The following is a 14,456-nucleotide window of genomic DNA, read 5'->3' as shown; positions in this document are numbered from 1 at the left end:
AGCGATTCTGGTTGATTTTGGTCAATTCTGATCAGACCAAAGTAGGGGCTTTGTTTACTATGCCAGTTTGTTAAATTCTAATCGTCCACAACTTTTACTTAATCTAATAACAAAAAATAAGGATGGTGCCGATGTCTACCAATGACAACGCTCAGGCCTATTGGTCTGAAAACCTGCGCATTATCATTACATACCTGTCAATCTGGTTTGTAGTTTCATATGTGTGCGGTATCTTGCTGGTTGATCAGCTTGATGCTATTCCGTTTTTCGGATTCCCATTGGGTTTCTGGATTGATCAGCAAGGTTCAATCTTCATCTATGTAGGCTTAATCTGGGCTTATGCGGCCAGCATGAACAAGCTGGACGAAAAATACGACGTTCACGAATAATAACAAGAATAATAATAACGAACTGAGGAAGAAATATTATGAGTCTTGATTTACTTACTTACCTCTTTATAGGGGGCTCTTTTGCACTCTATATTGGTATAGCGATCTGGGCCCGTGCCGGGTCTACAAAAGAGTTCTACGTTGCAGGTGGTGGTGTACCTCCGCTGGCTAACGGTATGGCAACAGCGGCTGACTGGATGTCGGCAGCTTCCTTTATCTCCCTGGCCGGTCTGGTATCTTTCATCGGTCGTGATGGTAGTGCTTACCTGATGGGTTGGACCGGTGGTTATGTACTGCTGGCTATGCTGTTGGCACCTTACCTGCGTAAGTTTGGTAAGTTTACGATTCCTGATTTTGTCGGTGATCGTTACTACTCTAAAACAGCTCGCCTTATTGCGATTATCTGTACCATCGTTATCTCCTTCACTTATGTGGCAGGTCAGATGCGTGGTGTAGGTATCGTATTCTCCCGTTACCTGCATGTTGACATCAATACTGGTGTAATCATCGGTATGGCGATTGTATTCTTCTACGCTGTACTGGGTGGTATGAAAGGTATTACCTATACGCAGGTTGCACAGTACGTAGTACTGATTCTTGCATTCATGGTGCCGGCATTCTTTATGTCTATGCAGGTTACCGGGCACTTCCTGCCACAGGTTGGTTTAGGTGCAACGCTGGAATCGGGTATGTCTGTACTGGCAACGCTTGATCAGCTATCGGTTGATCTCGGCTTCGCTGAATATACTGCCGGTAAGAAATCGACTATCGATATCTTCTGTCTGACAGCTGCTCTGATGGCTGGTACTGCGGGTCTGCCACACGTAATCGTACGTTTCTTCACTGTGCCTCGTGTAAAAGATGCGCGTACTTCTGCTGGTTGGGCGCTGATCTTCATCGCTATCCTGTATACATCTGTACCAGGTGTTGCTGGTTTCGGTCGGGTTAACCTGATCCAGACTATCAACGGTGCTGATAATGCAGGTACTGAATACGCGACTATGCCTCAGTGGTTCAAGAACTGGGAAAATGCCGGTCTGTTGGGTTGGAATGACTACAACGGTGATGGCAAGGTTCAGTATGCTGCGGGTACTGCGTTCAACGGTTCTAAAGGCAAGCCTGCATTTGATGGTGAGGCTCGTGGTGAGCATGGTCAGCGTGCGGTAACAAACGCTCATGCAGATCCTAAGGCTGTTAACGGTGCTCCGTTTGCAAACGAAGTTTATGTTGACCGTGACATCATGGTACTGGCTAACCCTGAGATCGCTCAGCTGCCAAACTGGGTAATTGCTCTGGTTGCGGCCGGTGCGGTTGCTGCGGCACTGTCGACTGCAGCAGGTCTGCTGTTGGTAATCTCTACGGCGATTGCGCATGACTTGATGAAGACGATTATTAATCCGAATATCTCTGAGAAACAGGAGTTGATGTATGCCCGTATAGCGGCTGTCGTCGCGATCTGTATCGCGGGTTACTTCGGTATTAATCCGCCAGGATTTGTGGCGCAGGTGGTAGCACTGGCCTTTGGTCTGGCTTCTTCCTCTGTGTTCCCAGTACTGGTTATGGGTATCTTCAACAAGCGCATGAACAAAGAAGGTGCTATCGCAGGTATGGTTGTAGGTCTGGGTTCTACCATGGCTTACATGATCTACTTCACCTTTATGGGTGGCGCGAAAGAAGATCTGTTCCTGGGTATCTCCACCGGTGGCTTCGGCTTCGTTGGTATGCTCCTGAACTTCATCGTGGCATACGTTGTTTCTATGATGACTCCTCCTCCGCCAGCGGAGATTCAGGAAATCGTAGAGAATATCCGTGTACCACGTGGTGCTGGTACAGCTCACGCGCACTAAGATCTGATTAAGATCTAGCAAAACGCGAGGCGCACCAGCTACGGTTGGTGCGCCTTTTTTCTTTTCAGACGCATAGTTTTACATTAATAGCTTCGTTCGGTCAGAGTTTCAGCCTAAAGGGTTGTGTTATAACTCTTTAATCAGAAATTTTGTTGTTTCGGTTCCATAGGGAGAGTGCCAATGCCTTCGTCTTTTAAAATGGAAAATATGCCTTTCAGTCTGCTGGAGGAACGTGAGCAGGAGGTGCTGCGCGCCAGTCTTGATATTGGCTATTATCAGGCGGGAGAAACTATTCTTGCGGCCGGTGATGTGCCTGACGGCGTGTATGTGATCTTCAAGGGGCTGGTGGGTGAAAGTGATGTAGCTACTGCGGATGGCGAGCAGCATGAGCATGTGTTTGTTCATTATAGAAATGAGGATTATTTCGGTGCCTGGTCTGCGCTACGAGGTACGGCGATTCATAATTTTATCGCCGAAGAAGAGACTATTTGTCACATTCTACCGACCAAAGCCTTGTTGGACCTGTGTGCCGTAAATAGCCGGTTCGCTGATTATTTTCAGCAAAGTTTGTCGGCTAAGACTGAGATCCAGGCCCAGGAGGGTGGTGATCAGGATATGGCTGAGTTTATGCTGGCCCAGGTTAAGGATGGTTTGATTCGCGATCCCTTGATTGTGTTGGAAGGCACAAGTATTTACGAAGCGACATTGTTAATGCGTGAGAAGCATGCGGATTGCGTGTTGGTTAAGCGAGGCAATCGTTACGGTATGGTAACCGGTACCGATCTGCTGGATGCGGTAGTGATCAATCAGTTAGATTTGAACTCAGATGTGGCTGAAATTGCCAGTTACCGTTTGATCGCCACCACCTCAGATGATTATCTGTTTAATGCGCTGATCACTATGACGCAACAGCATATAGAGCGGGTAGTGGTGATGGATGATAATCAGCTGACCGGTGTGGTAGAGCTGACCGATGTGCTGAGTTACTTCTCCAGTCATTCCCATGTTATCGGGCTTAGAATCGAACGGGCAAAAACCATTGAGGACTTGTATGAGGCCGCGCATGGCTTGAATGACCTGATAAAAGCGCTGGTAACTCATGGGGTTAAAGCCCGGTTTGCGATGGACCTTATTGCCGCGATGAATGGGCGGGTGATCGCTAAACTGTTTGATCTGATTGTGCCGGCGGATGTGCAACCGCATGTGTGTTTGGTGGTGATGGGAAGCGAGGGGCGCGGCGAGCAGGTAATTAAAACCGATCAGGATAATGCGTTGATCTATCGTGACGGTCTGATCTGGCCAGAGATGCAGGAGACAATGCAGAAATTCAGCGAAACGCTGATCTCATTTGGTTTCCCAAAATGTCCGGGCGATATTATGGTTTCAAACCCTGCCTGGGTTAAGTCTATCGGTGAATGGACGCAGCAGTTGAGTGACTGGTCATATCGCTGTGAGGGTGAGGCGCAGATGAACCTGGCGATTGCGGTGGATGCACACCCGGTGGCAGGTAATCATGCGTTATTTAAAACCTCAAGAAACTGGTTTTTACGCCATCTGCAAAATAATGATGTGTTCTTCTCTCATTTTGCTAAAGCATCGCTTGAATTTGATACCCCGCTGACATTCTTCGGTAACCTGAAAGAGAAGGGTGAGTTGGATGTTAAGAAAGGCGGCATATTTCCTATTGTGCACGGTATTCGTACGATGGCGCTGCAATACAAGATACTTGAGACTAATACCTTTAAGCGGATAGAGGCGTTAGTTGAGCTGGGTCAGATGAAGCAAGAGCATGGTAGTGAGCTGGCTGAGGCGCTGGCGCTGTTTATTCAGACCCGGTTACGTCAGCAGGTTAAAAGAATAGATGACTCGGATGATGGTGTAGACCAAACGCCTAATATCCTTGAGCTGTCTTCTTTGGATAAAATGGAGCGAGATCTGTTACGCGATGGTTTACACATCGTCAAAGGTTTCAAAAAACATCTGTCACTCAGGTATCACCTGGGAGGTTAATGCGGAATATGATTATTCCAAGAACAATAAGAAGAATGAAAGACCGGATGGATCATAAAAATGGTCCATACGCCCATCTGTTTGAACCCTATGAGGGTGACGAAGTGGTTTCGCTTGACTGTGAAACGACCAGTCTCAATGTTAAAGAGGGTGAGATCTTATCGATTGGTGCGGTAAAGATTAAAGGTCGTAAAGTGATGACCAGTGATCGCCTGGATATCAAACTCAAGCCGCCTAAAAGCCTGACCGGTGACTCAATTAAAATACATAAGATACGGGCAGCAGACCTGGTTGACGGTATCTATATGGATGAGGCGCTGGAAAAGGTGCTGGAGTTTGTGGGTAATCGTCCTATTCTTGGTTACTACGTCAACTATGATGTGCGTATGTTGGAAAAGTACCTGCGTCCCCGCTATGGCTTTGGTTTAACGGGTAAGGCGATTGAGTTGTCGCATGTGTATCACGATATTATTAAGTGGCGCCATGTGGGTGGTGATGTAGATCTTCGCTTTGATACTATTTCAAAGAGTCTGGATATTCCGATGCTGGAACGGCATACCGCATTGGGCGATGCAATAACTGTTGCGTTGATGTATGTACGGCTGCAGCACGGTGAGCCGCCGCAGACGGTTTAACTTAATTCGTCAAAAAATAAACGAGCCTATGGCTCGTTTTTTGCTTTGTATCTATAGAGGATTAATTTTTGACACAAATTGGTGTCATAAAATTGGCGAATAAGGTGTTTTGCAGCTTGCTAAGTGCTCTATCCATCTTATAATGTCAATATATTGCCGGTGTTGAGGTTGTTATGGTTGAGCGCGCAGAAATAAATTCAGTGTTACAGCAGATGCGTGACATGAAAATGCAGGCCCAGCAGGGTATGCAACCAGAGTTAAATCAGGCGCAATCAGTCAGGCCTGTGGCTGATGATAAAGGTGATAGTTTTGCTGATCTGCTCAAAAACGCAGTAGATGGCGTGAATAACTCACAGGCTGAAGCAAAAAGCCTGGCAACGGCTTATGAAAAAGGGGTGCAGGGTGTCGATCTGCATCAGGTGATGATTAGCATGGAGAAAGCTTCGGTCTCCTTTCAGGCTATGACTCAGGTACGTAACCGTATGGTTAGTGCATATGAAGATGTCATGAAAATGCCGATCTGATCGGATATAAGAAAGTTAACGGCAACGGCAAGGTGCTGAGATAGATGGAAAATGCAACTGCGCAGGCGGGAACGGGTGGTCCGGTAACCTTCGGGTTTAACCGGCTGGGCCTGGTGCGTCAGCTTGGTCTGATGATAGGGCTTGCCGCGACTATCGCTATCGGTTTTGCTGTTGTGCTCTGGTCTCAGGAACCTGATTACCGGGTTCTTTATAATAATGTCTCCTATGCTGATGCTAATCAGATTGTCGAGCAGCTTCAGCTTAATAATATTCCTTATAAATTTGATGCCTCGGGTCGTAATGTCTTGGTGCCGGATAATCATCTGCATAAGGCGCGTTTGCGGCTTGCTGCTGAAGGCTTTACCGGTGATAACACGGTTGGTTTTGAACTGCTTGATAAAGAGCAGGGTTTAGGTACCAGTCAGTTTATGGAAAATGCCCGGTATCGGCGAGGGCTCGAGGGCGAGCTGGCCCGAACTATTACCAGTATGTTGGCGGTACGTAAGGCCCGGGTTCATCTGGCGTTGCCGAAGCAGTCGGTATTTATTCGTGATCAGCGTAAGCCGACAGCTTCTGTGTTCTTAGAGCTGTTAGCGGGGCGTCGTCTTGAAGCGGTTCAGGTTCAGGCTATCGCTAATCTGATCGCCTCCAGTATTCCGCAGTTGGCCAGTGAAGATGTAACTGTGGTCGACCAGAAAGGACGTTTGCTCAACACCCGGGATATGGATACCGACGTGGTGCTGGCAGCTAAGCAGCTTGAATACACACGAAAAATAGAAGAAACCCTGGTTAATCGGGTTAACAGCATATTGCAGCCGGTGGTTGGTATAGGTCGGTATCGGGCTGAGGTCTCTGCAGATATTGACTTTACCTCGATAGAACAGACGGATGAGATCTATAACCCTGATCTGCCGGCGCTTCGCAGTGAGCAATTGCTGGATGAAAGTACTACGGGGCAGGCGAAAGCCGCCGGAGTGCCGGGGGCATTGTCTAATCAGCCGCCGGGTGCCAGTTCGGTACCGGAAGTGACGGCAGAAGGGTTAAACGTACAGAATGAAGGTGTTGTTGAACGTCAGGGCGGGCCGAAAAATGCCCGTTCACAGTCAACCCGGAATTATGAGTTGGACCGCTCCATCAGTTATACCAAGCATCAGATGGGTCGGGTAAGTCGCTTGTCCGTAGCGGTAGTGGTAGATGATCTGGCAACAACCAGCTCTGATGGGGGTGAAAAGACCCGTACGGCCTGGCAGCAGAATGAGCTGGATCGGCTGACTATACTGGTTAAAGATGCAGTGGGTTATTCGGCGGTACGTGGTGATAGTGTCAATGTAATTAATTCACCATTTGCAGCACCTGAAGCGATAGAAGAGATTGAGATTCCGATCTGGAAGCAGGAGTGGGTCTGGAATATTGGTAAGCAGGTTGCTGCAGCGTTGTTCGTTCTGCTTCTGGTATTCGCAGTTATCAGGCCTATTATGAAAAACCTGGCAGGCGCAGCCGCTGAAAAGACGGCCGCGGATGCCGCAGCAGCAAGCAATCAGAGCGACCTTTCTGCCGATCTTGAGTCATTGGATATGGGGGGGATGTCTGATGATCAGGTGACTTTTAGTGGTATTGATAATGCATTGGCTCCCACCCCGAATGAGACCTATGAGTACCAGTTGAACGCCATTCGCAGCATGATTGCTGAAGACCCGGCTAAAGTGGCTCAGGCAATACGACAGTGGGTGATTGAAAATGAATGATCAGGTTGCTGAGAATGGCGTAGAACTCACCAAAATGCAGAAAGCGGCTGTATTGCTTATCTCATTGGGCGAAACTGATGCGGCTGAAGTATTGCGTTATCTGGGTCAGAAAGAGGTGCAGCAGCTGGGTCTGGCGATGAGCAATCTGGATAATATACCCCAGTCATCGGTTGAGTCTGTTATGTCAGACTTTATGGAAGCGATCAGTGATCAGACCAGTATCGGTATTAATAATGATCACTATATAAAAGAGATGCTAAGCCAGGCGTTAGGTAATGAAAAAGCGCAATCATTGGTTGATCGTATTCTGGCTACGACGAATACCTCTGGTCTTGAAAGTCTGAAGTGGATGGATTCCCGTCAGGTGGCCGATATTATCCGTTATGAGCATCCGCAGATTCAGGCGGTGGTGTTGGCCTATCTCGATCCTGACCAGGCTGCGCATGTACTGCAGCGATTTGATGAAAATGTCCGTTTAGAGGTTATGATGCGGATCACTTCGTTGGATCAGATTCAGCCTTCAGCACTGCAGGAGCTTAACGATATTCTCGAGTCTCAATTTTCCGGGGCGGGTAGTCAGTCCGCTTCGCTGGGTGGCCTGAAGACGACAGCGAATATTATGAACTTCATCGATAGCAGTATTGAGCAGGAGCTGATGGAGAAAATTCGTGAGGTGGATGAAGGCCTCAGTGATCAGATTTCTGAAATGATGTTTGTCTTCGATAATCTGGCGGATGTTGAAGACCGGGGTATCCAGGTTATCCTGCGTGAGATTAATACTGATGTTCTGGTCGTTGCACTCAAAGGTGCAGATACTTTCTTGCAGGAAAAAGTATTCAAGAATATGTCCAAGCGAGCTGCGGAGTTGCTGCGTGATGATCTTGAAGCTAAAGGTCCGGTGCGTGTGAGTGAAGTAGAGGACGCTCAGAAAGAGATTCTGACCGTAGCCCGAAGACTGGCTGATGAGGGTGAGATCATGCTGGGCGGCGGCGGTGAAGAGATGCTTTGATGAGTATGAAAGCGATTGATAAAACAGTTATCAGGATTCGGGCTGAGGATGCGCGTGCGGCAGCGCTCTGGACCTTGCCTATCGTGCAAAGTAAGCATGTTGTTGCGTTACAGGAAAAACCGGTAGCTGTTGTTCAGGAAGCTGAAGAAGAGCTGCTGGGGGATGAGTATCCCGGTGCTAAGCTGACCTTGGCAGAGCTGGAAAAAATTCGTGAAGATGCCTACCAGGAAGGCTTGCAACAGGGGCGTGATGAAGGCTTGCAGCAAGGGCTTGAAGAGGGGCGTGTCGCAGGCCACAAGGAAGGGCTTGAAAAGGCTCAGCTTGAAATAGATCAAAAAGCTCAGCTGTTAAGCGAACTACAGCAACAGTTGGATTTCCCATTAAAGCAATTGGATGCCGATGTTGAACGACTAATTGTTGATATGGTGTTGGAGCTTAGCCAGGCGTTGCTCTCGGTTGAGCTTCAGGAGCGAACTGAGGTGGTCACTAAAGCGGTTGAAGAGGCGGTTGCTTTGCTGCCGCAGACCAGCGGCGAGATTAAAATTCTGGCTAATTCAGCTGACTTAGCAACACTGGAACCTCTGCTTAAGCTCAATGAGCGCTGGTCTTTGGTTGAAGATAACGCTATTGCTCATGGTGGCTGTAAAGTCACCAGTGGCTATGGCCTGATTGATAATACCGTGGAACGACGCTTTGCCGCTGCTGCCGATCAACTCAAGCAGGCTTTGGCGCAGAGTTCTCACGATTCTGATGATCATGACTGACCGTCTGAAAAAACGCTTGTCACGTTTGTCTGGTCTGGACTATCAGATCCCTTCCCCTGTTGCCCACGGGCAAATTACCCGTCTTATTGGTCTTACACTTGAGGCTGTTGGTATAAAGGCTTCAATGGGTGATTATTGTCTTATATACCCTGAAAAAGGTGATCCGGTTGAAGCTGAAGTGGTCGGCTTCTCGGGTGATCGAATTTATCTGATGCCGATTGATCTGGTGGAGGGCTTGGCGCCTGGTGCCAGGGTGAGCCCTATGCAGGGTGGTGGTGATGTTGAGGTCGGTTTTGAGTTGCTCGGTCGGGTTATTAATGGCGTAGGTAAGCCGTTAGATAGTCTGGGACCCTTAGGTTGTAAATCGACAGTGTCGCTGCAGGGTAAAAGTATCAATCCGCTGAGTCGTCAGCCTATAAATCAGACGATGGATGTAGGTATTCGGGCAATCAATTCGCTGCTGAGTGTCGGGCGTGGGCAGCGTTTAGGGCTATTTGCCGGTAGTGGTGTGGGTAAAAGTGTATTGCTGGGGATGATGACCCGCTTTACCGAGGCCGATATTGTTATTGTCGGTCTTATCGGTGAGCGAGGCAGGGAAGTAAAAGAGTTTATTGATCATAGTCTTGGCGCCGAAGGGATGGCGCGTTCTGTGGTGGTTGCTTCTCCGGCGGATGAATCACCCCTGATGCGTTTGAGAGCTGCGCAGCTGACCACTCGTTTGGCTGAGTACTTTCGGGAACAAGGTAAAAATGTACTACTGTTAATGGATTCATTAACCCGCTTTGCTCAGGCGCAGCGTGAAATTGCCCTGGCGGTGGGTGAGCCTCCGGCGACAAAGGGCTACCCACCTTCAGTATTTGCCAAGCTGCCCAAGCTGGTTGAGCGGGCCGGTAACGGTGCTCAGGGGAGTGGTTCTATTACAGCATTTTATACAGTTCTGACTGAAGGTGATGATCAGCAAGATCCGATTGCTGACTCGGCCAGAGCGATTCTTGATGGTCATATCGTTCTGTCCCGGAGTTTGGCTGAGCGAGGTCATTATCCGGCGATTGATATAGAGCAGTCTATCAGTCGGGCGATGCCGCAAGTGGTGGGGTCTGATCACCTTAAGGCTGCGATGGGCTTTAAACAGTTGTATTCAAAATTCCAGCAGAACAGTGATCTTATCTCTATCGGGGCTTATGTGAGAGGAACTGATGCGGAAACGGACTTTGCTATAGAGCGTATGCCATTAATGAATGCTTTTTTACAGCAGGGCCTCAGTGAATCCTATGCTTTTCAGAAAAGCCTGACTGATCTTGCGCTGGTATTAACGCCGGCGCCTGCGCAGGAGCATAAAAATGCTCAGCAGCAGATTCAGATGGGTAATCAGGCTTAGTTGTGAAGCGTTCTAAGAGGCTTCAGGTGGTGCTTGACCTGGCTGAGCGTAAGCGTAAGCAGGCTGATCAGTTATTAGCTCAGGCACAATCGAAAGTGCAGCAGGGCGAGCAAACATTGCAGCAATTAGAGTCTTATTATAATGACTATGCTAATGAGTTTTATGCTGCAGGTGCTAAGGGTGTTTCATTGGGGCAGTTGCAAACGCATCAGGCTTTTATGCAAAAGTTGCGTGTAGCGATAGAGCAGCAGAAGAAAGCATTGATTATGGAGCGGGCCCAGTTAGAGCAGGTTAAAACCTACTGGCAGAAGGCTTATGGGCACCATCAGGCGGTTGATTCTCTGGTCGACAAAATAAAAGATGAAGAGAGCCGGGTTGCCGACAAACAGCAGCAGAAAGAGCTGGATGAGCGTTCTCAGTTAATCAGGCCCACATTTATTTAATTGTTGTATTCGATATTTGATTGGCATTAATTATGCAGTATTTCTGGTAGATAAAAATCTGCCTGGGAGTGCAGTATGAATCAAACCCTTTCGGCTTATGCCGGAGCTGGATCTTTACTCAATATTGGAACTGCTGCTGCGTCTGAAGTAGGTACGAAGTCGACAAAATCTGGCACGTTCCCGTCTTTTGTTGAGTCTATAAAGCAAGCTGAGCAGCAACAAACATCACCCGATACTGTTCCCTCTGAAAGCGGTCAGAGATTGCCGTCTACAGGTGAATCTTTGCCTGCTGCGAAAGCGACGGAGTCTGCCGGCCAGGGTGCGGCAGTGTCTGAGGCTGTTGTTACTTCAGAAGATATGCCCAGAGGGTCGGGTGGTGAGCAAACTAGTGGGCAGATTGATAAACCGGCTGAAGGACAGTTGGCTGTCAATCCGGTACTGCAAGCGGCGTATAATCAGGCTTCCCTGACCGATGGCCGGGCTAAGGATGCGCTTGCGGAAATTGATCGGTATAGAAAAGCTGATATTTCAGTGGCTGTCGATAGTGCCTTACGTCAGCTTTCAAATGCTAAGAATGGTTCTGGTGTTGAATTAAATAAACCGTTGCCCGCTGCACAGCAAGTTCCTGTGCAGGTGTTGCAGTCATCTGAATCGTCGTTAAATCAGGGCCGGTTTTTTTCTCAACAAGTAATCTCTGGGGGAACGCAGCAATCTGCAGACCCTTCAGTCTTAAGAGCTGAGTCTTTAGCTGCTAGGGGTGGGTCTTTAACAACTATGGTTGATCCTCGGGTTGCTGGATCGTCCATTGATAATGCTGCCCAGTTACAGTCGACGCTATCTGATCAGAGAGTTGTTGATAAAGAGGGGGCTAGGCCTGCTGTAGAGTCTTCAGATCAGCGATTAGTACAGGCGGCAGTACAGTCTGTAGACGAATTATCAAAGGATCAGCTTGCTTCAGCTAATGGGCAGGTTTCTGATAAGGCTATCTCTGCTGATGCAACTAATCAGGGGGCTTCGGCGACAGCTGAACCCTCAGTGTCAATAGCGGCTAGTAATGGTATAGGCTCAGCTCAGGCCGTTGATCAGTTGGCTGAACGGGTCGCTGAACAGGTAGTTGAGCAGGCTGTTGAACAGAGAGCTGAGCAGGCAACTGCACAGAAAAATATTGTTGCTGCTTCGGGTGATCCGGCTGTTGCATCTGCGATGCAGTCTACAGCGCGGTCTGAAGTAGAAAGGAATGCACAGACCAGGGGCCTGTCTGAGGGATTAGAAAAACCAGTGGTAGGTATCGGTAGTCGTAATGCCGCGCAGGAATCGGCTAGTCAGGTTATTAATCAGGCGACTAATGCAGCGGTTAATCCGCCAGGACAGCAACAGACTATGACGCCTGGGCAGTCTTTCTCAGGTGTTGGCGCCAATATGGGCGTTAATCCGGCTGATCCGAATTTGACCGATGCTGCACGTCAGCGGATACCTCAGTCGGTTGATGATCCGTTGGCAAAGTTAGCTGCCCAAAGTCTGTCTTCAGAGCGTGCTGACGGACGACAGGAAAGCTTGTTGACCAGTTTTTCTGACTCCCTTGCTGCTGCGAAAACTCTACGGCAGGCGTCTGAGCCAGTGCAGATGGTGATGCCGCAGGGAGTAAGACCGGGTATGCCTGCATGGAGTCAGGCGGTCAATGACCGGGTTATGTTGATGTCGTCAAGGAATGGGCAGTTTGCTGAAATTCAGTTAGATCCACCGGAATTAGGCTCTTTGCAGGTTAAGTTGCAGGTTAAGAATGAGCAGGTCAGTGTGGTATTTAATACGCCCCATGGCAGTGTTCGTGAAGCCCTGGAACAAAGTATGCCCCGCTTAAAAGAGATGTTCGAAGAGCAAGGCCTGAATCTGGCTGATTCATCCGTTGAAGATCAGAGTTCGGGGCAACAGACTGATGGTGAATCAGATGATAGCGCTGGTTATGGCGGATACGCTGCGGCGGATAGAGAGGATGATGTTTCGGGTTCTGAAAAGATGCAGCAGGATAGTCTGGCTCTGGTCGATTATTATGCTTGATTCGGGTTCATAACCCGGAATGGGTTGAGGGCCGCTTCCGCTGCTGAATCAGTATGTTATATTTAGCTACAGGTTAAAATAAGATGGCATTGCGTCGCTATTTTTGGCGCATTATCAGTGAGGCATAAAATGGCTGAAGAAAATACTGAAGCGGTTGTTGAAGAAGGCGCGGAAGGCGAAAAAAAATCCGGCAAAAAGAAACTGATCATCATCGTTGCTGCCGTGCTTCTGGTAGGTATTCTTGGTGGTGTTGGTGCAATGTTCTTTTTAGGTGGATCGGATGAAGAGGTCGCAGCTGTAGAAGCTGGGCCTGCCAAGCCAGCTCAGGCGCTGTATACTAAGATAAGAACCCTTGAAGGTAGTCCTTATTTTACCGTTGTTGTGCCAAGTAATGATGGTCGCACTCACTATATGCAGATCTATGTTGAAGCTAAGAGTCGTGATGAGGCAGTTGTGGCTGCGTTAACTAAGCATATGCCTAAAATAGTCTCTCAGCTTAACCGTCTGTTTTCTGGGCAGGCCTTTGGCGTCCTGAGAACAACCGAAGGTAAGCTGGCAATGCAGAATCTTGCGTTGCAGGAGATACAATCAGTTATGCAGGCAAAAATTGGTAAGCCCGGTGTTGAGAAAATACTCTTTACCGGCTTTGTGATGCAGTGATGGAAACGGGTATATGACTGTAAAAGACCTGCTCTCTCAGGATGAAATCGACGCGCTGCTTCATGGTGTGGATGATGGTGATGTAGAGACTGAGGAAGAGGTAGCAGAAGAGGAAGGTGAGGTCCGGGTATATGATCTTGCCAGCCATGAACGTATTGTTCGTGGCCGGATGCCGACCCTGGAGATGATTAACGAGCGTTTCGCCCGGCATACCCGAATCTCGCTGTTTAATCTGTTGCGTAATAATGCCGACGTTTCTGTAGGTGGCGTGCAGATTATGAAATATTCTGATTATATTCATACCTTGTATGTGCCTACCAGTATCAACCTGTTACGGGTTACGCCTTTGCGGGGTACTGCGTTGCTGGTAATGGATGCCAAGCTGGTATTTAAGCTTGTGGATAACTTTTTCGGTGGTGACGGGCGGCACGCTAAAATAGAGGGGCGTGAATTTACTCCTACCGAGATTCGTTTGATTAATAAAGTGATCAGTCAGTTCTTTATTGATCTTGAAGACTCCTGGGAGCCTGTTATGCCGCTTAAGTTTGAGGTGAGTGGGCATGAGGTAAACCCTGCGATGGCTAATGTTATCAATCCTTCTGAAGTCGTGGTCGTTAGTAGCTTTCAGGTGGATATGGAGGGAGGTACCGGAGAATTTCATGTTACCATGCCATATTCCATGCTGGAGCCGATTCGGGATATGTTGGTCTCAGGTTATAAGCCGGCAGAAGAAGAGCTTGATGAGCAATGGCTGACTTCATTGACGGAGGATGTGGTTGATGCGCCCACTGATCTGGAGCTGGTGATTGCCGAGCGTAAAATGAAACTTCGGGATGTTGTGTCGCTTGAAGCTGGTGATATTATTCCGGTAGACATCTCTGATACATTGCAGCTAAAGGTGGCCCGGGTACCTGTATTTAGCTGTAAGCTGGGAACATCCAGAGGAAATCTGGCGGTTAAAATTACCGACCGGATTAATAAATGACGAAGTTGAAAG

Annotated in this window: 13 protein-coding genes; all 13 read left to right on the top strand. The window is 48.4% G+C overall.

Annotation, left to right across the window (positions count from 1 at the left end; all coding sequences use genetic code 11):
* Positions 1–131 precede the first annotated feature (131 nt).
* The 13 genes from EHS89_RS10350 (at position 132) to fliM (ending at position 14,444) form a co-directional block, all read left to right on the top strand.
* Positions 132–389 (top strand): DUF4212 domain-containing protein, encoded by a 258-nt coding sequence (locus EHS89_RS10350; protein ID WP_124926079.1) that lies wholly within the window; start codon positions 132–134, stop codon positions 387–389.
* Between the two features lie 38 nt (positions 390–427).
* The gene (locus EHS89_RS10345) at positions 428–2,236 is read left to right on the top strand and encodes a sodium:solute symporter family protein (protein WP_124926078.1); all 1,809 of its coding nucleotides are present in this window, start codon (positions 428–430) and stop codon (positions 2,234–2,236) included.
* 180 nt (positions 2,237–2,416) lie between these two features.
* Positions 2,417–4,246 (top strand): DUF294 nucleotidyltransferase-like domain-containing protein, encoded by a 1,830-nt coding sequence (locus EHS89_RS10340; RefSeq protein ID WP_124926077.1) that lies wholly within the window; start codon positions 2,417–2,419, stop codon positions 4,244–4,246.
* 8 nt (positions 4,247–4,254) lie between these two features.
* Positions 4,255–4,881 (top strand): 3'-5' exonuclease, encoded by a 627-nt coding sequence (locus EHS89_RS10335; protein ID WP_124926076.1) that lies wholly within the window; start codon positions 4,255–4,257, stop codon positions 4,879–4,881.
* A 173-nt stretch (positions 4,882–5,054) separates the two neighbouring features.
* Positions 5,055–5,405, top strand: a complete 351-nt coding sequence (fliE, locus tag EHS89_RS10330; RefSeq protein WP_124926075.1) for a flagellar hook-basal body complex protein FliE — start codon at positions 5,055–5,057, stop codon at positions 5,403–5,405.
* Between the two features lie 44 nt (positions 5,406–5,449).
* Positions 5,450–7,150: a flagellar basal-body MS-ring/collar protein FliF gene (gene fliF, locus EHS89_RS10325; RefSeq protein WP_124926074.1), complete on the top strand. Its 1,701-nt coding sequence runs from the start codon at positions 5,450–5,452 to the stop codon at positions 7,148–7,150.
* Positions 7,143–8,159 carry a flagellar motor switch protein FliG gene (gene fliG, locus EHS89_RS10320; RefSeq protein ID WP_124926073.1) on the top strand — a complete coding sequence of 339 codons (1,017 nt, stop codon included), beginning with the start codon at positions 7,143–7,145 and terminating at the stop codon, positions 8,157–8,159. Before fliF ends, fliG begins: the two co-directional genes overlap by 8 nt.
* Positions 8,159–8,923, top strand: a complete 765-nt coding sequence (locus EHS89_RS10315; RefSeq protein ID WP_124926072.1) for a flagellar assembly protein FliH — start codon at positions 8,159–8,161, stop codon at positions 8,921–8,923. The genes fliG and EHS89_RS10315 overlap by 1 nt, the downstream gene beginning before the upstream one ends.
* A complete protein-coding gene (fliI, locus tag EHS89_RS10310) occupies positions 8,916–10,301 on the top strand; it encodes a flagellar protein export ATPase FliI (RefSeq protein ID WP_124926071.1) in 1,386 nt (461 codons plus the stop codon). The genes EHS89_RS10315 and fliI overlap by 8 nt, the downstream gene beginning before the upstream one ends.
* A 2-nt stretch (positions 10,302–10,303) precedes the next feature.
* The gene (fliJ, locus tag EHS89_RS10305; protein WP_124926070.1) at positions 10,304–10,744 is read left to right on the top strand and encodes a flagellar export protein FliJ; all 441 of its coding nucleotides are present in this window, start codon (positions 10,304–10,306) and stop codon (positions 10,742–10,744) included.
* A gap of 75 nt (positions 10,745–10,819) precedes the next feature.
* On the top strand, positions 10,820–12,799 hold the full coding sequence (locus EHS89_RS10300) for a flagellar hook-length control protein FliK (RefSeq protein ID WP_124926069.1): 1,980 nt from the start codon (positions 10,820–10,822) through the stop codon (positions 12,797–12,799).
* 129 nt (positions 12,800–12,928) lie between these two features.
* Positions 12,929–13,459 carry a flagellar basal body-associated FliL family protein gene (locus EHS89_RS10295; RefSeq protein WP_124926068.1) on the top strand — a complete coding sequence of 177 codons (531 nt, stop codon included), beginning with the start codon at positions 12,929–12,931 and terminating at the stop codon, positions 13,457–13,459.
* Between the two features lie 13 nt (positions 13,460–13,472).
* Positions 13,473–14,444, top strand: a complete 972-nt coding sequence (gene fliM, locus EHS89_RS10290; protein ID WP_124926067.1) for a flagellar motor switch protein FliM — start codon at positions 13,473–13,475, stop codon at positions 14,442–14,444.
* Positions 14,445–14,456 lie beyond the last annotated feature (12 nt).

Source organism: Amphritea balenae (genome assembly GCF_003858655.1).
GTDB classification, from domain to species: domain Bacteria; phylum Pseudomonadota; class Gammaproteobacteria; order Pseudomonadales; family Balneatricaceae; genus Amphritea; species Amphritea balenae.
This window is presented reverse-complemented; position numbering and strand designations above follow the sequence as displayed.